The sequence below is a fragment of the Rhodococcus sp. G6(2025) genome (genome assembly GCF_058628105.1).
In genome coordinates this window covers 68,026-82,051 of record NZ_CP179751.1, presented here as the reverse complement: position 1 = coordinate 82,051, position 14,026 = coordinate 68,026, and the positions used below count along the sequence as shown (strand labels likewise).

Sequence of the window (14,026 nt, the reverse complement as noted above, 5' to 3'; positions counted from 1 at the left end):
GTTACGCCCTGGACGGGCGACTCGTGCTCCACCGTCCTCGACTGGCTTAGCGGCCGCGGCCGTATCGGAGGTACAGGAAGTCGTCGTGGGTCAGGACGTGGTGGAGTGACAGCGTCCGCGGCGCTCCCAAGGTGGGACCGGTGGTCGACTGCAGCGGTTGGGGTCCGGCCAGCCTCGGCGCCACGGTGAGGCACATTTCGTCGACGAGGTCGTGGAGAAGTGTGGGGCCTCCCTCGCAGAGGATTCTGCGGAAGCCACGGTCGCGGAAGGCGGCGATCAGGGCAGGCATGTCGACGGTGTCTTCTCCTGCCGCCACGATGTCCGCGACCTCTCCGAGGGCGGGGCCACGCTCGGTCGCGGTTCTGTGGGTGGTGACGACGATCGGCCGTACGTCGCCGGTGAACAGTGGGGTGTCGAGCGGGAGGTTGCCGGTGCGGGTGACGACGGCGATCGGCGGCGGTGTGTCGAGGCCACCGTTCGAGTCGATAGCGCGACTGCTCGTCCGTCAGCACTGCCGGCCCGTACCGTTCGGCCCGGATGGTTCCGGCGCCGACGAGTACCACGTCGGCATAGGTGCGCAGAGCGCGGAGGAGTTGGTGATCCACCGCGTCCGAGAGGGGCCGGCCCCGGCCATTGAAGGCAGCGGCGCCGTCGAGGCTGGCCACCATGTTCACGCGAACGCCGTCGGGCGGGTCGCGATAGAAATCCTCGGCAGGCACCTCGCCTGAGCCTGTGTCCAGTTTGCGCATGGTCGGTATCACGCCTCGTGTCCGGGTTCGAGGTCCTGCACATCCGAGAAGGTGATCAATTCACCCAGAGCGTTTGGTGCGAAGCCTGTTTCGGGTGCGAGAAGGAACGCGACATGATCGCCGAGCTCGAGGCGTTCGAGGATTCGGCCGCTGAACCACGCCGCGGCGCTGTGGAGGATGGGCCGCTCGTGGGGGCCGGCGTGCCAATCGCACTGCGCGAACTTGTCGATGTCGTCGCCGGTCTGCTCACCGAACAGGGTTGCCACGGCACGGTGGTCGGGTCAGCAGATGGACCGCGAGGTGTTCGGCGTGCGCGGCGATGCTGTAGGTGTGGTTCTTGTTCGACAGTCCCACGAGAAAACGCGGCGGGTTGATGCTGACTTGCGACGCGAACCCGACCAGGCATCCCGACCGCTGTTCTTCCCCGCGCGTCGTGACCACGAACATCGGATAGTCCAACTACGCGACGACATCTTCGAACGCCTGTCCGGCGTCGCGCGACGCCGGTGTTGCCACGCCGTCGACATTTAGTTCGGCTCGGAGAGCTGTGTCGTGTCGGGATTTCCGTTGTGCGCCATTCGCTCTGTCTAACAGAGTCGACCTGGACGCGCGACGAGACCAAGGGACGTTGTGGGACCCACGGACGCGAAATACGACTGACGCTGCCGGTAGGGCAATGGGTACACCGCGCACACCCGCCCGGCCGTGTTTGCGAGCTTGGGCGATCGGGCTCTACACGGCAGCACCATCAAGGCGATGTCGACCAGAGCCCGGGGCAGTCCCTTCGGTGTCATCCCGCGCAGCCTCCACGGTCGGCCCACAAAGACCGAGGTGGGGTGTTCGAACGCGGAAAGCCTCATGCGTCGAGAGGGAACTATTGATGGACAACTAAATTGTTATATGACTTAGTTGTGGCACATATGATTCTTCGATAGCCTGAACCAGTGTCGAATGACGGAGCGGACGACGGGGACTGCGACCTCGGGTGGTCGGTCGCGATGTTGATGCGTGATTACAAGACCCTGGTGGAGCCCGTGGTGGCGGACTTGCCGCGCGGTTCTCGCGGCTTCCAGCTGCTGTATACCGTGGCGCGCAAACGCATTCGCACACAAGTGCAGCTCGCGGACTATCTGGGAGTGGATCGGTCGGTGATCCCCTACGTGATCGACGACCTCGTCGACGCGGGCTTGGTGGATCGCCAACCCGATCCTGCTGACCGTCGAGTCCGCACGGTGGTCGTGACGGCCGCGGGATCGGAGCGGCTGAAGCAGTTGGAGGCGCGGATCGCCGACGCCGAGACCACTGTCCTCGGCGCCCTCGCGCCGGGCGAGCAGGAACAGTTCCGCTCGCTGCTGAGCAGGGTCGCACGCCAGGCGCGGGACCACACCGCACCCTCCAGCGCCCCACCATTTTCTGAAGAAATCTGATTGGAAATGGAGTACAGCATGGCTACGAACAAGATTCTGATCATCGTCACCAACGTCGGAGAGTACGAGAAGGTCGGCTATCGCACCGGGCTGTGGCTCGGTGAACTGACGCACTTCTACGACTACGTCACCGACCACGGATACACCGTGGACATCGCCAGTCCCTCGGGTGGTTACGTGCCGATCGACCCCGAGAGCCTGGCACACGAGGTGCTCGGTGAGCTCGGCACCGACAAGCGCTACCACGACCGCGAATTCATGAATCTCCTCGCGAACACGACGAAGGCGACCGACCTCGACGTCGAAGATTACGACGCGATCTACTTCACCGGCGGCCACGGCGTGATGTTCGATTTCCGCGGTGACGATCTCGGTGCGCTGACCGCACGCTTCTACGAGACCGGCCGCATCGTCTCTGCCGTCTGCCACGGACCGGCCGGCCTTCTCAATGTCCCGCTCAGTACGGGAGACCCATTGGTCAAAGGCAAGAATGTCACCGGCTTCTCCTGGCCGGAGGAGGAAGCGGCACAACGCGCCGATGCCGTTCCATTCAGCCTGCAGGACGAGCTGAATAAGCTCGGCGCGAACTACAGCATCGCCGACAAACCCTTCGACCCCTTCGTCGTCGAAGACGGACAGTTGATCACCGGCCAGAACCCGGGAAGCGCTCGGCCCGTCGCCGAAGCACTTGTGACGAAGCTGCAATCACACTGACCACCCCAGCTCCCGCGCAGACACTGCGCGGGAGCTGGAGGTCGACTTCGCCGCAGATAGGCTGCCGCTGCGCGGGAGCGGCAGCGAGCCACCGGTACCCAGCTCGGTGAGCTGACAGAGTCGGCCCACGTCATGCTCGGCGTTGAGTTTCAGCAGCGATGCCAAATCGGTGAGCTGAACGGCACACTCTCGCGCTCAGATGCGCACGAGGACGGACGCCGGATCTTCGTGGAGACAGACTAGGTGACCGTCGACCCCGATCCGGCCTCCGGCCAGGGCGGGCCCCACCGCCAAGGCCTACGGGAGTCGGCGGCGCGCACCAGTCGCCCGTCGTGGCCGCTGGTCTCGGCGTCGACGGATCGACCGCTCGGAGGTACGATAGGTACGTGGTCAGGACGATCGTACCTGGGAGGGTTGGATGTGTGCCGAAGCGTTCTCCTCGGGACCTGCTCCTGCCATCGACCCGGTAGTGGTGGCGCGGATGTCCGAGTCGATCCAGGTCGAGGGCCTCGAGCGGGCGTTGGGCACCTATTTCGCGGAGTTCCGCCTCGCCCTGGTCCAGGCAGGCGGAAACGCGCCGGATCCCGGACCCCGCGCAGGCACAGCAGGTCGGCGCGGTGACGCCCTGACTTCAGTGGGGGCAGACGAAGCGGGCGGGGACGTGGTCACTGCACTCACCCAGTTTTCGGCAGCCGCCCTGTCGCAGACCGAGCGGCTGCAGTTGGCGCAGTCACTGATCGCGACCGTCACCGACGCCGAAGAGGGCACATCGCTGCGGGCGAATGCTCGCAGGTCGGTCCTCGACGCCCTCGAGGTGATCGACTCGAAAGAGGTCGCCACGATCCTGGCGCCGACGAGTGAGCCGATCCGCAGCGTGGCGCAGAAACGCAGGAAGGCGGGGGAGTTGATCGGGTTGCCGATCGGCGCCCGCCCGGACTACCGGTACCCGCTGTTCCAGTTCGACCGGGCACGGCACCAGATTTTTGACCTGGTGAAATATGCGAACCGGCGGCTCGCGGTGGCGGAGGACCCGTATGGTGCGGCGTCGTGGTGGCTGACCGCTACCGAGATCCTCGACGGCCGCAGCCCCCTCGAGGACCTCGAGGCCGGCGAGCTGACCGAGATCGCGATCGACAACGTCCTCGACGTGGCACGCCGGGGCATGTGAGCGGGTGCGAACGTACAACGGCGCACCCGCGCACACCGACACCATTGCGGCCGGCACCGAGTTGTGGCGGATCCACCGCACCGACAGCCCCTACCCGCCGAACAGCTTCAACTCCGCCGCCATTGCCCCGCTCGCGGACGGCGTGACGATCAACACCCGCACCACGCGAATTCCGCGGCAGGGCCGGTTCGACCCGGTCCACGACGACCGCGTCTGCCCCGGCGGCTCACTGCTCGGTGGCTACCTGTACGTCGGGTTGCCGGTGGGTGCGGTGGTCGCGAGAGGATCCTGCGCGGCACCGACATCCCCAAGACCGGAAGGCTCTCCGACACAGCCCGTGCCGAAGTGTCGCTCACCCGGATGATTGCGGGCGAGGACCTCACGGTCGCGGCCCTCGACACCCAGGCCGGGTTGGCGGCGATCAACCAGGACGGCTCGCTGACCGGGTGCACGTGGCGGGACTACCGCGACTCCCGCATCACCTGCACCAACATCCTGGTCGGCACCCCGACCGCGGCGGGGGTGCGGTATCGGTGCCGCCACGGACGGGACGAACGCGCCGTCATGCTGGTCGAACGGGGCACACCACCGGAGATCAGCATCGATGCCACAGGTGATCTCGCCGACCGGAGAGCGGCACGGGACCGGGTCATCGACTCCCGCCTCGACGACTTCGGGCGCGTCGTGGACGTTCCGAACCGGCGTCCGCAGCAGTGGTTCGAGGAGAAAATACGGGCACAGTTGTGGGGCTGAGAGGACGGGCTTGATCGGGGGAACCTGTCGAACCGACCCGGATCGCTCGTGGTCGATTTCCTAAGCACTGCACACGATTAGGGTTTCGTGACGCTGGCCTCGCCGGACTGTGCGCGGGGTCGTCGGGCGATCGCGGTGGCGGCGATGGCCACTGCGGCGGCCGCCAGTGCGGCGATGGCGGCTGGCTGCGAGGTGGAACCGTCGCCGGTGGTCCGCGCGACGGCGATCCATACGAGCCCCCAGACGATGGCTGCTGTGACGGTGAAGCGTCCGTGACCGGCGACGGCAAGGACCACGGCGACCAGGGCGACTGCGGTAAGGACGAGTACGGCCCAGGTATCGGCCCCGAGAGCGAACGGATCGATCTCGGCGGCGCCCAGGGCGGCAGCGATGTTGGCGACCACCGCGACACACACCCATCCGACGTATACGAACGCGGTGGCGTCGACCACGATCGCTTCGACACGACTGGACGGCTTCGTGTTGGTCAGGATGTGAAACACGACGACCAGCACTGCGAGTAGGGCCACGATCGTCAGGACGCTGAGCCACAGTTGTTCGAACTGCACGCAGACTATCCACGCGGCGTTGAGGACCATCGCCGCGGCCAGCCACCACCCGGCGCGGCGTTGCCGAGGATCGGTGCGGTGCGCGGGCAGTGCCTGCCAGATCGCGAGCGCGAGGAACCCGAGGTAGATCAGGGTCCAGATGGAGAAGGCGGGCCCGCCCGGGGCCACTGCGGTGGCGTCGGCGGCGAGGGCGCCGTCGGCGACCTGGGCGATCGGGGTTCCCACCAGCGCCCCTGAGCCGATGACCGAACCCACGACCGCCACCACCGCGGAGAGGATCACGAAGAGCACACGGGCACCGTCGTCAGGGGATGATTCGATCGATCCGCTCATGGTCACTCCTTTGCGGGAGAACGTCCATTGTCGAGGATAGGAACTCGTCGAGAACACGTCCTGAGGAGCACCGTCACGCCGGCTAACTGAGACACGCTCGCAGGGTTCCGGTGACGGCGCCGTACCGCAGGGAACCGATTTCACCGCGCACGTGGTTGGTTACGTGCGCGAGCAGGTGGAGCGGTTGCGGTGCGCTGCCGAAGCGGGTGCGGTGTCGCAGTGGCGGGCCGTGGAACGGTTCCGTCGGAGGTGGCGGGCGCGCTCGCTTTCGGACATGCCTCCCCAGATGCCGTAGGCCTCGTTGGCGGTGAGGGCGTGGGCGCGGCACTGTGCGAGGACGGGGCAGTCCTGGCAGATCTGTTTGGCGGCACGCTCACGCTTTGTGCGGCCGCTGCCCCGTTCACCGTCGGGGGAGAAGAACGTCTCGGTGTCGGCGCCGCGGCAGGAGGCGCGGTGCTGCCAGTCCGGATTGATGTGGTGCGAATGATCAGGCACTGCGGGATGGGTCGCTTTCGGAGTTGAAACGGTGACACGAACGCCGGCAATAGCGGGGGACACACGGGTTCGGCAAGGCCTGGGCCGGTCGCCGACGGATCGTGCAAAGTGCACATGGAGGTGGGTGTTGGCATGGCCTCCTCAGAAGGAACGGAGCCGGACCAGCTGCAGGATTGTTGTCCGGAAAATGTTGTGCGACATGACCCCTCGACACATCGCGCGTTCACTCCTGATGCCGGCAAGAGACATCGAGGTAGTGACAGCGAGGACCGGATTCAGAAACGGTAATCAGTGCACCACGTCTCCGCAGACGGGAATGGACGTTATGCCTGGTCTCGACATCGATGGAACCGGGAGACGCCGGAATACCGGTGATCTCCCCACCCTCACCGACTGCAAAGAATCGGTAAATGGATGTAACGCTAATGGTAACGCTACGACGGTGGACGGTGAAGAGATTCGCCCGAAAGTAACTGGCATCACATCCGCGGTCTCACGCGAGTCGTCAGCGACCGGTCGGGGGACTCGGCCTCGCAATCGTGTGTGGGTTGCGTGTTCAGCCGCCCGAAGTGGTCCGGCGTCGCCGAGGCAGCAGCGATGCGGCTGTGGTCCCGATAGGGGCGATGCGGGCCGCCCTGCGGACCACCCGGCGGCCGGGCGACGGCGCCCACCGGGAGTGTCATTGTGGGAGGTCAGCGCGGTGGGCAGTCTGGAAACGCAGGCGTCTGCGCGGTAAGGAGGGCGTCGAGCCAGATCAACGCCTCGACGAGCGTGCCTGCCCGGATGGCCAGCTCCGGTTCGCGTGCGGCGGCTTCGAGGTGGACGTCGGCTGTAGCCCGGTCGCCGGACAGTAGGGCCAGGGCGGCGCGTCCGACCCGGCCTTCCCGCAGTGGGAGATCCTCGGCGCCGAGGGTGTGGCCGGCGGTGGTCTGCAGTTCGAGGACGAACGATTCTCCGGGTGCGGGCTGACCGAGACGGGCGGTGACCACGTCGGTCAGGGCGGTGACCAGCCAGGTCAGCACACTGCCGTAGAGAACGGCCCGGACCGGGTCCGCGGCCGGTGGTTGTACCAGCGGACACAGTTCCGCCGACAACGCGTCGAAGTCGTGATCGGTGACCAGGGCGAGCAGGTGTCCGGCCAGGCGAGCCTCCGGGAACGCGCGGTCACCGATATCCGAACCCACGCCCACCGGGTACCCGCCCGGGCGACGGACACGCCGAGACGGCATCGAGTCGAATCGGCTGTGCGGTCGCCCGTGGCGGCACGCACCCCCACGTTGAAGGCGGCACTTCTCGTGAGCGACACCCCCCCCGGGTCCCCGTGATCCCTGTGTCCGCGCACTGCCCGCTGCACGGGGCCGATGTGATGGGTATTGCCGAGATCCAGGGGAGGATCTCTGGTGAGAGCCGCCGGCAGGGGCACTGGCACAGGTGCCGACTGGCTCGGACGCATTGCTCACCCCATCAGGATTCGCTTCTCCTCCTTCTTCGATTGTGCGACTAACTCCGATTCGGTGTCACACGCTGTTGCGGGTAGTGCGACTGCGAGGCAGCCTGTGACGAACGACGGCCGGTCCCTGTTCTGGCTCGACGCGGCTGATGATCCTGACGTCGCACGTCGCACGTCGGCTGTGGCGTCGACCATCTGACCATCGCTGAGACGACTTTGTTGCTCGTCAGATTGTGTTCGTGGCCGGTGGGCCTCCTCGAACTACTGTGAGGTCCCTTTGTGGAAGGTCTGCGCTCGGGTTCGCGTCTGGGCGGTGGGGTACCCGCAGGAGGGCGGCACACGCGGGTCCCGGTCACCGGGCACCGATGGCCGGTATAACGCGTGCCGCGCTCGATCTGTCGGAAATCTTGGACCGAAAGTTGGTGAGCACGATCATGACACCATCGCCTGCCGTGCGTTCGAGGACGCGCACCCCGGTGCGGTGTTTCTGCTGGTGGGGGTGCTCGGGTTCATCCCCGGCGTCACTACCGACTACGACACCCTGACCTTCGCCGGCCATCATTCCGACGCCCAACTGCTGGGGTTGTTCAATGTCTCGGTCCTGCACAACGTCGTGCATGTGTTATTCGGTGTCGTCGGGATCGCCGCGGCCCGCACCGCCGGTGCGGGGAAGGCGTTCCTGCTCGGCGGCGGCCTCATCTACCTGGTGCTGTGGATCTACGGGCTCGTCATCGATCTCGATAGCGCCGCGAACTTCGTGCCGGTCAACACCGCTGACAACTAGTTGCATTTCGGCCTCGGGGTGGCCATGATCGCTCTCGGCCTGCTCGCTACCACGATCGGTCCACCCGTCAGCACAACCGCGACCAGTCCTTACACCCGCTGATGCGTGCCGACCCCTCCCGTGCCGGGAATCGAGGGCGCGTCTCGATTGGTGCTGCCGAACAGAGCGGGCCCGAGGGCGTTAGCGTCGGATCGGGCGATGGGTCAAACTTGCGTGCGGGCGGGGATCGCTATTGCGGGAGTTCCTCGACGCGGGTGGGACTACCGGCCGGGGTCCCGGTTCCCGGGATCGGCGGAGGCTTTCGGACATCACCCGTTGCCACCACAGGTCCAACGGACTGGGATCGGGCCACCGGATCGGATCGTCGTCGGATCCGAAATCGGCGCCAGAGGTGTGATCGGGGTCTTCGCCGGTGCGAGGCACGATATGTACACCCTCTCGGTCGGACGCATCCGGTGGGATGCGCCGCGATCTTTTGGTTGGTTCGACGTCGCCCACCGTGACCGGCTGTCTCGCGTCGTCGCCTGCGGTCCGGTTACCCGAAACAGTGGTGGGTTACCCACCCCGTGACGGGCAATGGGCCCTTCGGTCACGTCGGGAGGCACGCACGCGGGGCATACGGTCGCGTGTCGCCCGGAATCACCAGAGGCGGCCGGTAGCAACGGGCGTCCGCTTTCACGCCGGCGGGCGTGAACGGAATCGCTTCGGTGGCTGCCAATCCCGGGAGTATTCGTGGGCGGGTTCATCGCGGTGGGGGTGCCGGTTGCTGGGGTGGTGGGAAGTTCCCGGGGCGGGCAGTTTGGGTCCGTCGTTGCAGAATTGGCAGCCGTCGATGTGGTCCGGTGGTGTCGGCTTGGGATTGGGGGTGTGGCAGCTGGTTCCCTTGCAGGGGGTGTCGGCGACGGCGGCGGTGACGGGCCCGACGGTGGCGATCGACAGCGCGGCGGCGACGCCGGCGAGCGTCACCGCGATCCGTGTGCGGGGTGTCTTCGGTATGGGTTCCTTTCCAGGAAATGGGGAAGCAGGATTCGACAGTTCGGAAGTTCGACGTGTTTATCGTCGGTGACCTGCACGGGGGTTTCCAGGCTCCCTGGGGTGGGAGTGCGGTCACCCTGCCGCCGCCTCAGTGGGGCGGAATATCGGTATTGGTTCGGTGCGCTGGGGGTTACCGATGTTTTTCGGTTGTCACGAGCGGGTGGTGTCTGCCTGGTCGGGCACAATGACGGTCACACCGCACCGACAACACTGGGAGGGAACGTTGTGGGAGTTGCCAATTGAGAGCGGCATACCGTGGGGGGTCTGGCTGTTGGACCTGGTGATCAACGGATCCTGACACAGCAGGTCGACCGCACCTCGGTGGGGCGGTGTAGCGGGGAAGGGGTCCGGGCACTCTCGGGTATGGAATCGAACGGACATCGCCCCACCGATTCGTCGGCCGCGGCTCTCGGCGGTCGGCTGATGCAGCTGGTCGGGGATCGTGACGCGGCCCGATTCTCGTGCGAGGTCTCCCGCGTGTGCGTCGACCCGCGCCCTCTCGACGAGCGCCCGGAGTACCGCGCTCTTCTTGCCTGGGTGGTCGATGCCATCGTCGGTGTGGTCATCGCGCGCTTGGGTGCCGCGGGGCCAGGCGAACGGTTCATCCTCGACCTGCGCTTCGCGGACGGCGGGTACGTCGATGTCGAGGCCTTGCCGGCGTCGGAGCGGTGGGTGCTCCAGACGGTGTCGGCGTTGGTCGCCGAGGATGTCGCGGAGGGGGAGCGGTCGCTGAGCGCCGCCGACGATTTCGACATCACCATGCGGGCGGAGACCCTGGCCGACGCCCTCATTTGGCTCGACTTCTTTCTCGATGTCGACCTCCCCGACCCGCCCGACGTCACCACCGGATAGGAAGGGGTTGTCTGGTCGAGGAGGTGCTGCGGCAGCCGCGGCACGGTTCCTCCGGGCGACCTTCCAGCGCGCAGGATGTCGGCATGAGGCATACGCCCCGCCGAGAGCGGAACAAGCACTCGCAGCAACGCCCCTACAACATCCCCGACGACTGACACCAGCCGCGGTGTCCAGCGACGAGTCGGGCGATGCACGGCACCATCCCGCGCGCACGCCGTACCCGAGAGTTCCGACACGCTCGCGTAACCTGCCGTCCGAGATCATCGACCGGACGGCTGTTCTGAACGGTCCTGAATGGGGTTGAACGACGCACTGCACATGCATATTCGATGTGAGGTTCGTTGCAATATGTTTGGCGTGACCCCCACTGAGGCTGCCTGGCCGCACGACGTCGTCCCCAGCGCAGCTCAGGAAGGTGGGACTCCAGGCGCAAGGTGTCGGCGCCCCGACATTGGAGACCCCACCGACGACCGGCCCGCGAGGTAAAGTTTCAGCTCAAGCGAGGCGGAAAACCGTTGTGCGCTCGGCGGGTGCAAGTTTCGGCGGAACGCGCGCGGGTCCTGTACCGATCGACGCGCCATCCTGGTCGGTGTTCATCGACGTCGCGGCAACTGCTCCTGTGCGTTTCCGACAGCTGACATGAGGTCGCGACCCAGGCGCTGGTAGGTGCGTAGCCACACCGTGTCGACGGGCTCGTGTTGGAGGTGCGCCATCAGCGTTTCGCTGTTGTTGTCCGTATCCAACCATCGGCGCATCTCGGTGGTGCGGTCTTGCACGGCGTGCAGCAACTGCTCTGGAACGGTCGAGTTCGCCATCGTCGTCCTCTCTTGCCGCTCATCTCAAGGCTTTTCGGCGCTCAGTGTGGTGCGTTGGCTCGCACGCATGTCACCGTCGGTGGGCACCGTCAGGCGTATTCGAGTGAGTCGACCTCGTCGAGTGAGTCCCAGGCGATCTCGAAGCGCCTGCGGCTCAGGTCGTCGGCATCGGTCAGGAGCGCCTCGAACAGCAACCTGGGATCGGCGTGCCACGACCGGACCAGGTCCTCGACCTCCCGCGGGGTAAAAAGGCCGGACCGGGCGGCGGCGGAAACCCAATCGTCGAAGTCGCCCGCTCGGATCCGCTCGACGGCATCGACGTCCCCGTCCTCGAACGAGAACATTGCCGCGACGACGTCACCGAGCGGACGGCGGATGATGCCTTCGGCGCCCCGTCCTGGGCCGTCGTTGTTGTGGACAAGCTGTCCTGTGGTCATGGCGACCGCACCTCCTCGAGTAAGCGCGGGTTCCGACTCACTCTGCGCATCGATCCGTGAGGGAAGCCTTAGGCGGTGTGTTTTTAAGCAGGGTAGGGCATCTCCGCGGCAGTCGCTGTGTCCTGCATCACATTACCGAGCGGTAGTGATCCGGTCCACGAGATGAGCTCGTCGGATTCGGCAGCGGTCGCACTGTTCGAGCGGTGGCCTGATGGCATACGACCCAGCGGAACTGGACGATTGACCTAATAGCGTTTGCGCTCAATGTATTCCACACTGTCCCCGGAGCTGCCCGGGTCAGAGGGGCGCTCCGGTAGTGGTGCCGGCACGAATGGTCGGGGCGCGGAGGGAGGGCAGGGAGCGGCAGGATGCGGGCACATCGACAGATGAGGTGGGCGGCCGCGGGTGTCGGGTTGGCCGCGGGCCTTCTTTGGGCGCCGGTCGCGGCGGCGGAGGAGGTTCCGGATCTGCCCGGGGCGAGCTCGGTGTGGCAGGTACCGGACCGCATCGGTCCCGCCCAGAGCGAGCATCCTGATGCCGCCCGGTATGCGCGGCAGCACCCGGGATCGGTTCCGCCTGGAGTCAACGATTTCACCTGCACCCCGACCGGGGATCATCCGAGGCCGGTGGTGTTGGTGCACGGCACGGACTCGAATGCGTACTCGGACTGGGCGGCGCTCGGTCCGCGACTGGCCGGGGCGGGGTATTGCGTGTTCGCGCTGAATTACGGCGGCGAGCCCGGGGGCGACAACTACGGAACCGAGGATATGGCGGTCAGCGCCGGTCAGCTGGCGCAGTTCGTCGCCGAGGTCCGCGGCGCGACCGCGGCTTCCGAGGTCGACCTCGTCGGCTACTCGCAGGGAGCGACGGTGGCCCGGTATTACGTCAACCGGCTCGGTGGTGCAGCCATAGTCGATCAGTGGGTCGGTCTCGCCTCACCCACCTACGGGGGCACCCTGTACGGGCTCGTTCCGGTCCTCGAGCAGACGCCCGGCGGCATGCAGTGGGCGACCGCGGTGTTGCCCCCGGACTTGGTGTCGCCCGCGTTGGAGCAGCAGGCCCAGGGCTCGCCGTTCCTCGACGACCTCAACAGCGGGGGAGACACCGCCGGGGGAACCCGGTACACGACGATCGGCTCGTGGCTCGACGAGGTCATTCAGCCGGCGACCAATATCGCGTTGCGCGACGGGTCGGCAACAAACCTGATGATCGGGGACCTCTGCCCGTCCAATCAGTCCGGGCATTTCCGGATGCCCTACGACGAGTACACCCTGCAACTGGTGATGGGTCTGCTCGATCCCGCACAGGCGGTGACACCGCCCTGCACCGCGGTCCCGGCGGGCACGGGAGTACTGGAGATGATCCTCACCGAGAAGTTCTGACGGTAACGGCTTCACAAGGCCGGACGAGTCGGGCTGGCGAACAGGCTTGTGGTCCTGGCTGGCTATTCGGGGGGGTGGCCGGCGGGTGGGCTGCGGCGATCGCGCCGACTTGTGCGCCGGAGCTGAAGCTGGCGGCGGTGCTTGCAGGGCGGAGTGCCGGCGGATCTCGAGCAGATGGCCAAGGGGCTGGGATTCAACCTACACATGGGTTTCGGGGCCCCGCCTTCGCGGCGGCGATCGGTCTCGACCGGGGAGTACCCGACCCGGTTGCCGGTGTCGTCGCAGCTCAATGAGACCAGTCTGTGGTTGCAGGAATGGATGAGCAATGGGTGCAAGTCCGATGCGGCCCCTTCCCGCGCGCAGCGGTCGACAGATCTCAGCTGTTACCGAGACCGTGGTCCGCCTCACCCCGGTGAGTGGCGTTCTGGCCTCGGCTGGCCGTGAGCGCCGTGCAGGCCAGGGCCGCCGAGGCGAGGCCCAGGCCCGCACGGACCCAATTCAGCGATACCAGTCGGTCAACTCGGCGGACACGGCCTGCGGCGGGAACCCGGGGTCGAGCATGGCGAGGTTCGCGTCCACGAAATAGAGCGGTAGGAGCACAAAGGTCCAGGCCATGCACAAGGTGGCCAGCGCCCAGGCGAGCCGCCCCGGCCGGTGACGCTTGACGGCGGAGTACGTGGTAATTGCGAGCAGCAGCACCGCGGCGACCGCGAAGGGAAACACCGTCGCCCCGGTGACGGGTCCGTACACCGCGAAATGGTGCAGGAATGCCGCCGGTTCCATCGCGCGCCAGGCCGGGACGACCACGGGGTCTGAGTGAGCAAGGCGCCGCCGGCGAAGGCCGAGGTAGCGACGACCGCGGTGATGTCGATGATGCGGGCTGCGCGCCCCTGGGTGGCGGGTCCGCGAGAAGGAGAACTGCTCTTCGCCGTCGGGGCCATGGGGCAACTCCAGATCTCTTGCCTCGCACAAGTTTGGCCGACGTGGTCGGTGTGAGGATTGTCGATGACGACCAACTGGGTCCGAATACGGCGACGGCCGGGTCGAGCACGCCACGTAGGTT

General features: G+C 66.5%; 14 protein-coding genes and 3 pseudogenes. 8 read left to right on the top strand and 9 right to left on the bottom strand.

What is annotated here, in order from left to right; all coding sequences use genetic code 11:
* Positions 1 to 46: 46 nt before the first annotated feature.
* Both ACLIVD_RS37320 and ACLIVD_RS37315 read right to left on the bottom strand, forming a co-directional pair.
* Positions 47 to 758, bottom strand: a pseudogene (locus ACLIVD_RS37320) (pyrimidine reductase family protein).
* Positions 758 to 1,196 (bottom strand): annotated as a pseudogene (locus tag ACLIVD_RS37315) (flavin reductase family protein). Before ACLIVD_RS37315 ends, ACLIVD_RS37320 begins: the two co-directional pseudogenes overlap by 1 nt.
* A 551-nt stretch (positions 1,197 to 1,747) precedes the next feature.
* Here ACLIVD_RS37315 and ACLIVD_RS37310 point away from each other — a divergent pair.
* The 5 genes from ACLIVD_RS37310 to ACLIVD_RS37290 all read left to right on the top strand — a co-directional run bounded on the left by ACLIVD_RS37310 (position 1,748) and on the right by ACLIVD_RS37290 (position 4,811).
* On the top strand, positions 1,748 to 2,176 hold the full coding sequence (locus ACLIVD_RS37310; protein WP_491933044.1) for a MarR family winged helix-turn-helix transcriptional regulator: 429 nt from the start codon (positions 1,748 to 1,750) through the stop codon (positions 2,174 to 2,176).
* An 18-nt stretch (positions 2,177 to 2,194) separates the two neighbouring features.
* Positions 2,195 to 2,890, top strand: a complete 696-nt coding sequence (locus ACLIVD_RS37305; protein WP_491933043.1) for a type 1 glutamine amidotransferase domain-containing protein — start codon at positions 2,195 to 2,197, stop codon at positions 2,888 to 2,890.
* A 418-nt stretch (positions 2,891 to 3,308) separates the two neighbouring features.
* Positions 3,309 to 4,058, top strand: coding sequence for a hypothetical protein (locus ACLIVD_RS37300; RefSeq protein WP_491933042.1), 750 nt, complete (start codon positions 3,309 to 3,311; stop codon positions 4,056 to 4,058).
* A 4-nt stretch (positions 4,059 to 4,062) separates the two neighbouring features.
* Positions 4,063 to 4,422, top strand: a complete 360-nt coding sequence (locus ACLIVD_RS37295) for a hypothetical protein (protein ID WP_491933041.1) — start codon at positions 4,063 to 4,065, stop codon at positions 4,420 to 4,422.
* Complete coding sequence (locus ACLIVD_RS37290; protein WP_491933040.1) at positions 4,404 to 4,811, top strand: hypothetical protein; 408 nt, start codon at positions 4,404 to 4,406, stop codon at positions 4,809 to 4,811. The genes ACLIVD_RS37295 and ACLIVD_RS37290 overlap by 19 nt, the downstream gene beginning before the upstream one ends.
* Positions 4,812 to 4,888: 77 nt before the next feature.
* On the opposite strand, the gene ACLIVD_RS37285 is transcribed toward ACLIVD_RS37290, so the two are convergent.
* The 3 genes from ACLIVD_RS37285 to ACLIVD_RS37275 all read right to left on the bottom strand — a co-directional run bounded on the left by ACLIVD_RS37285 (position 4,889) and on the right by ACLIVD_RS37275 (position 7,437).
* Positions 4,889 to 5,713 (bottom strand): TspO-related membrane protein, encoded by an 825-nt coding sequence (locus ACLIVD_RS37285; RefSeq protein ID WP_491933039.1) that lies wholly within the window; start codon positions 5,711 to 5,713, stop codon positions 4,889 to 4,891.
* Between the two features lie 159 nt (positions 5,714 to 5,872).
* Positions 5,873 to 6,208, bottom strand: coding sequence for a WhiB family transcriptional regulator (locus tag ACLIVD_RS37280; protein WP_491933038.1), 336 nt, complete (start codon positions 6,206 to 6,208; stop codon positions 5,873 to 5,875).
* A gap of 692 nt (positions 6,209 to 6,900) precedes the next feature.
* Positions 6,901 to 7,437, bottom strand: coding sequence for a hypothetical protein (locus ACLIVD_RS37275; RefSeq protein ID WP_491933037.1), 537 nt, complete (start codon positions 7,435 to 7,437; stop codon positions 6,901 to 6,903).
* A 663-nt stretch (positions 7,438 to 8,100) separates the two neighbouring features.
* Between ACLIVD_RS37275 and ACLIVD_RS37270 the strand changes: the two are divergent.
* A pseudogene (locus tag ACLIVD_RS37270) lies at positions 8,101 to 8,439 on the top strand (DUF4383 domain-containing protein); the annotation flags it as partial.
* Positions 8,440 to 9,117: 678 nt separating this feature from the next.
* Here ACLIVD_RS37270 and ACLIVD_RS37265 read toward each other — a convergent pair.
* Positions 9,118 to 9,408: a hypothetical protein gene (locus ACLIVD_RS37265; RefSeq protein ID WP_491933036.1), complete on the bottom strand. Its 291-nt coding sequence runs from the start codon at positions 9,406 to 9,408 to the stop codon at positions 9,118 to 9,120.
* Positions 9,409 to 9,840: 432 nt separating this feature from the next.
* Here ACLIVD_RS37265 and ACLIVD_RS37260 point away from each other — a divergent pair, with 432 nt between their 5' ends.
* Entirely contained in the window at positions 9,841 to 10,329 is a 489-nt protein-coding gene (locus ACLIVD_RS37260) for a hypothetical protein (RefSeq protein WP_491933035.1), read from the top strand.
* A 593-nt stretch (positions 10,330 to 10,922) separates the two neighbouring features.
* Here the strand turns inward: ACLIVD_RS37260 and ACLIVD_RS37255 are convergent.
* Together ACLIVD_RS37255 and ACLIVD_RS37250 are read right to left on the bottom strand one after the other, a co-directional pair.
* A complete protein-coding gene (locus ACLIVD_RS37255; RefSeq protein ID WP_491933034.1) occupies positions 10,923 to 11,144 on the bottom strand; it encodes a hypothetical protein in 222 nt (73 codons plus the stop codon).
* 89 nt (positions 11,145 to 11,233) lie between these two features.
* The gene (locus tag ACLIVD_RS37250) at positions 11,234 to 11,581 is read right to left on the bottom strand and encodes a hypothetical protein (protein ID WP_491933033.1); all 348 of its coding nucleotides are present in this window, start codon (positions 11,579 to 11,581) and stop codon (positions 11,234 to 11,236) included.
* Between the two features lie 368 nt (positions 11,582 to 11,949).
* On the opposite strand from ACLIVD_RS37250, the gene ACLIVD_RS37245 reads away from it, so the two are divergent.
* Positions 11,950 to 12,963 carry an esterase/lipase family protein gene (locus ACLIVD_RS37245; protein ID WP_491933032.1) on the top strand — a complete coding sequence of 338 codons (1,014 nt, stop codon included), beginning with the start codon at positions 11,950 to 11,952 and terminating at the stop codon, positions 12,961 to 12,963.
* Between the two features lie 498 nt (positions 12,964 to 13,461).
* Here ACLIVD_RS37245 and ACLIVD_RS37240 read toward each other — a convergent pair whose 3' ends face one another.
* Complete coding sequence (locus ACLIVD_RS37240) at positions 13,462 to 13,770, bottom strand: hypothetical protein (protein WP_491933031.1); 309 nt, start codon at positions 13,768 to 13,770, stop codon at positions 13,462 to 13,464.
* Positions 13,771 to 14,026: the final 256 nt, after the last annotated feature.

Excerpts from the sequence above, each read along its gene's own strand:
- ACLIVD_RS37310 (WP_491933044.1), top strand. The coding sequence starts at position 1,748 with ATGTTGATGCGTGATTACAAGACCCTGGTGGAGCCCGTGGTGGCGGAC.
- ACLIVD_RS37305 (WP_491933043.1), top strand. The coding sequence starts at position 2,195 with ATGGCTACGAACAAGATTCTGATCATCGTCACCAACGTCGGAGAGTAC.
- ACLIVD_RS37300 (WP_491933042.1), top strand. The coding sequence starts at position 3,309 with ATGTGTGCCGAAGCGTTCTCCTCGGGACCTGCTCCTGCCATCGACCCG.
- ACLIVD_RS37285 (WP_491933039.1), bottom strand. The coding sequence starts at position 5,713 with ATGAGCGGATCGATCGAATCATCCCCTGACGACGGTGCCCGTGTGCTC.
- ACLIVD_RS37275 (WP_491933037.1), bottom strand. The coding sequence starts at position 7,437 with ATGCCGTCTCGGCGTGTCCGTCGCCCGGGCGGGTACCCGGTGGGCGTG.
- ACLIVD_RS37260 (WP_491933035.1), top strand. The coding sequence starts at position 9,841 with ATGGAATCGAACGGACATCGCCCCACCGATTCGTCGGCCGCGGCTCTC.
- ACLIVD_RS37255 (WP_491933034.1), bottom strand. The coding sequence starts at position 11,144 with ATGGCGAACTCGACCGTTCCAGAGCAGTTGCTGCACGCCGTGCAAGAC.
- ACLIVD_RS37250 (WP_491933033.1), bottom strand. The coding sequence starts at position 11,581 with ATGACCACAGGACAGCTTGTCCACAACAACGACGGCCCAGGACGGGGC.
- ACLIVD_RS37245 (WP_491933032.1), top strand. The coding sequence starts at position 11,950 with ATGCGGGCACATCGACAGATGAGGTGGGCGGCCGCGGGTGTCGGGTTG.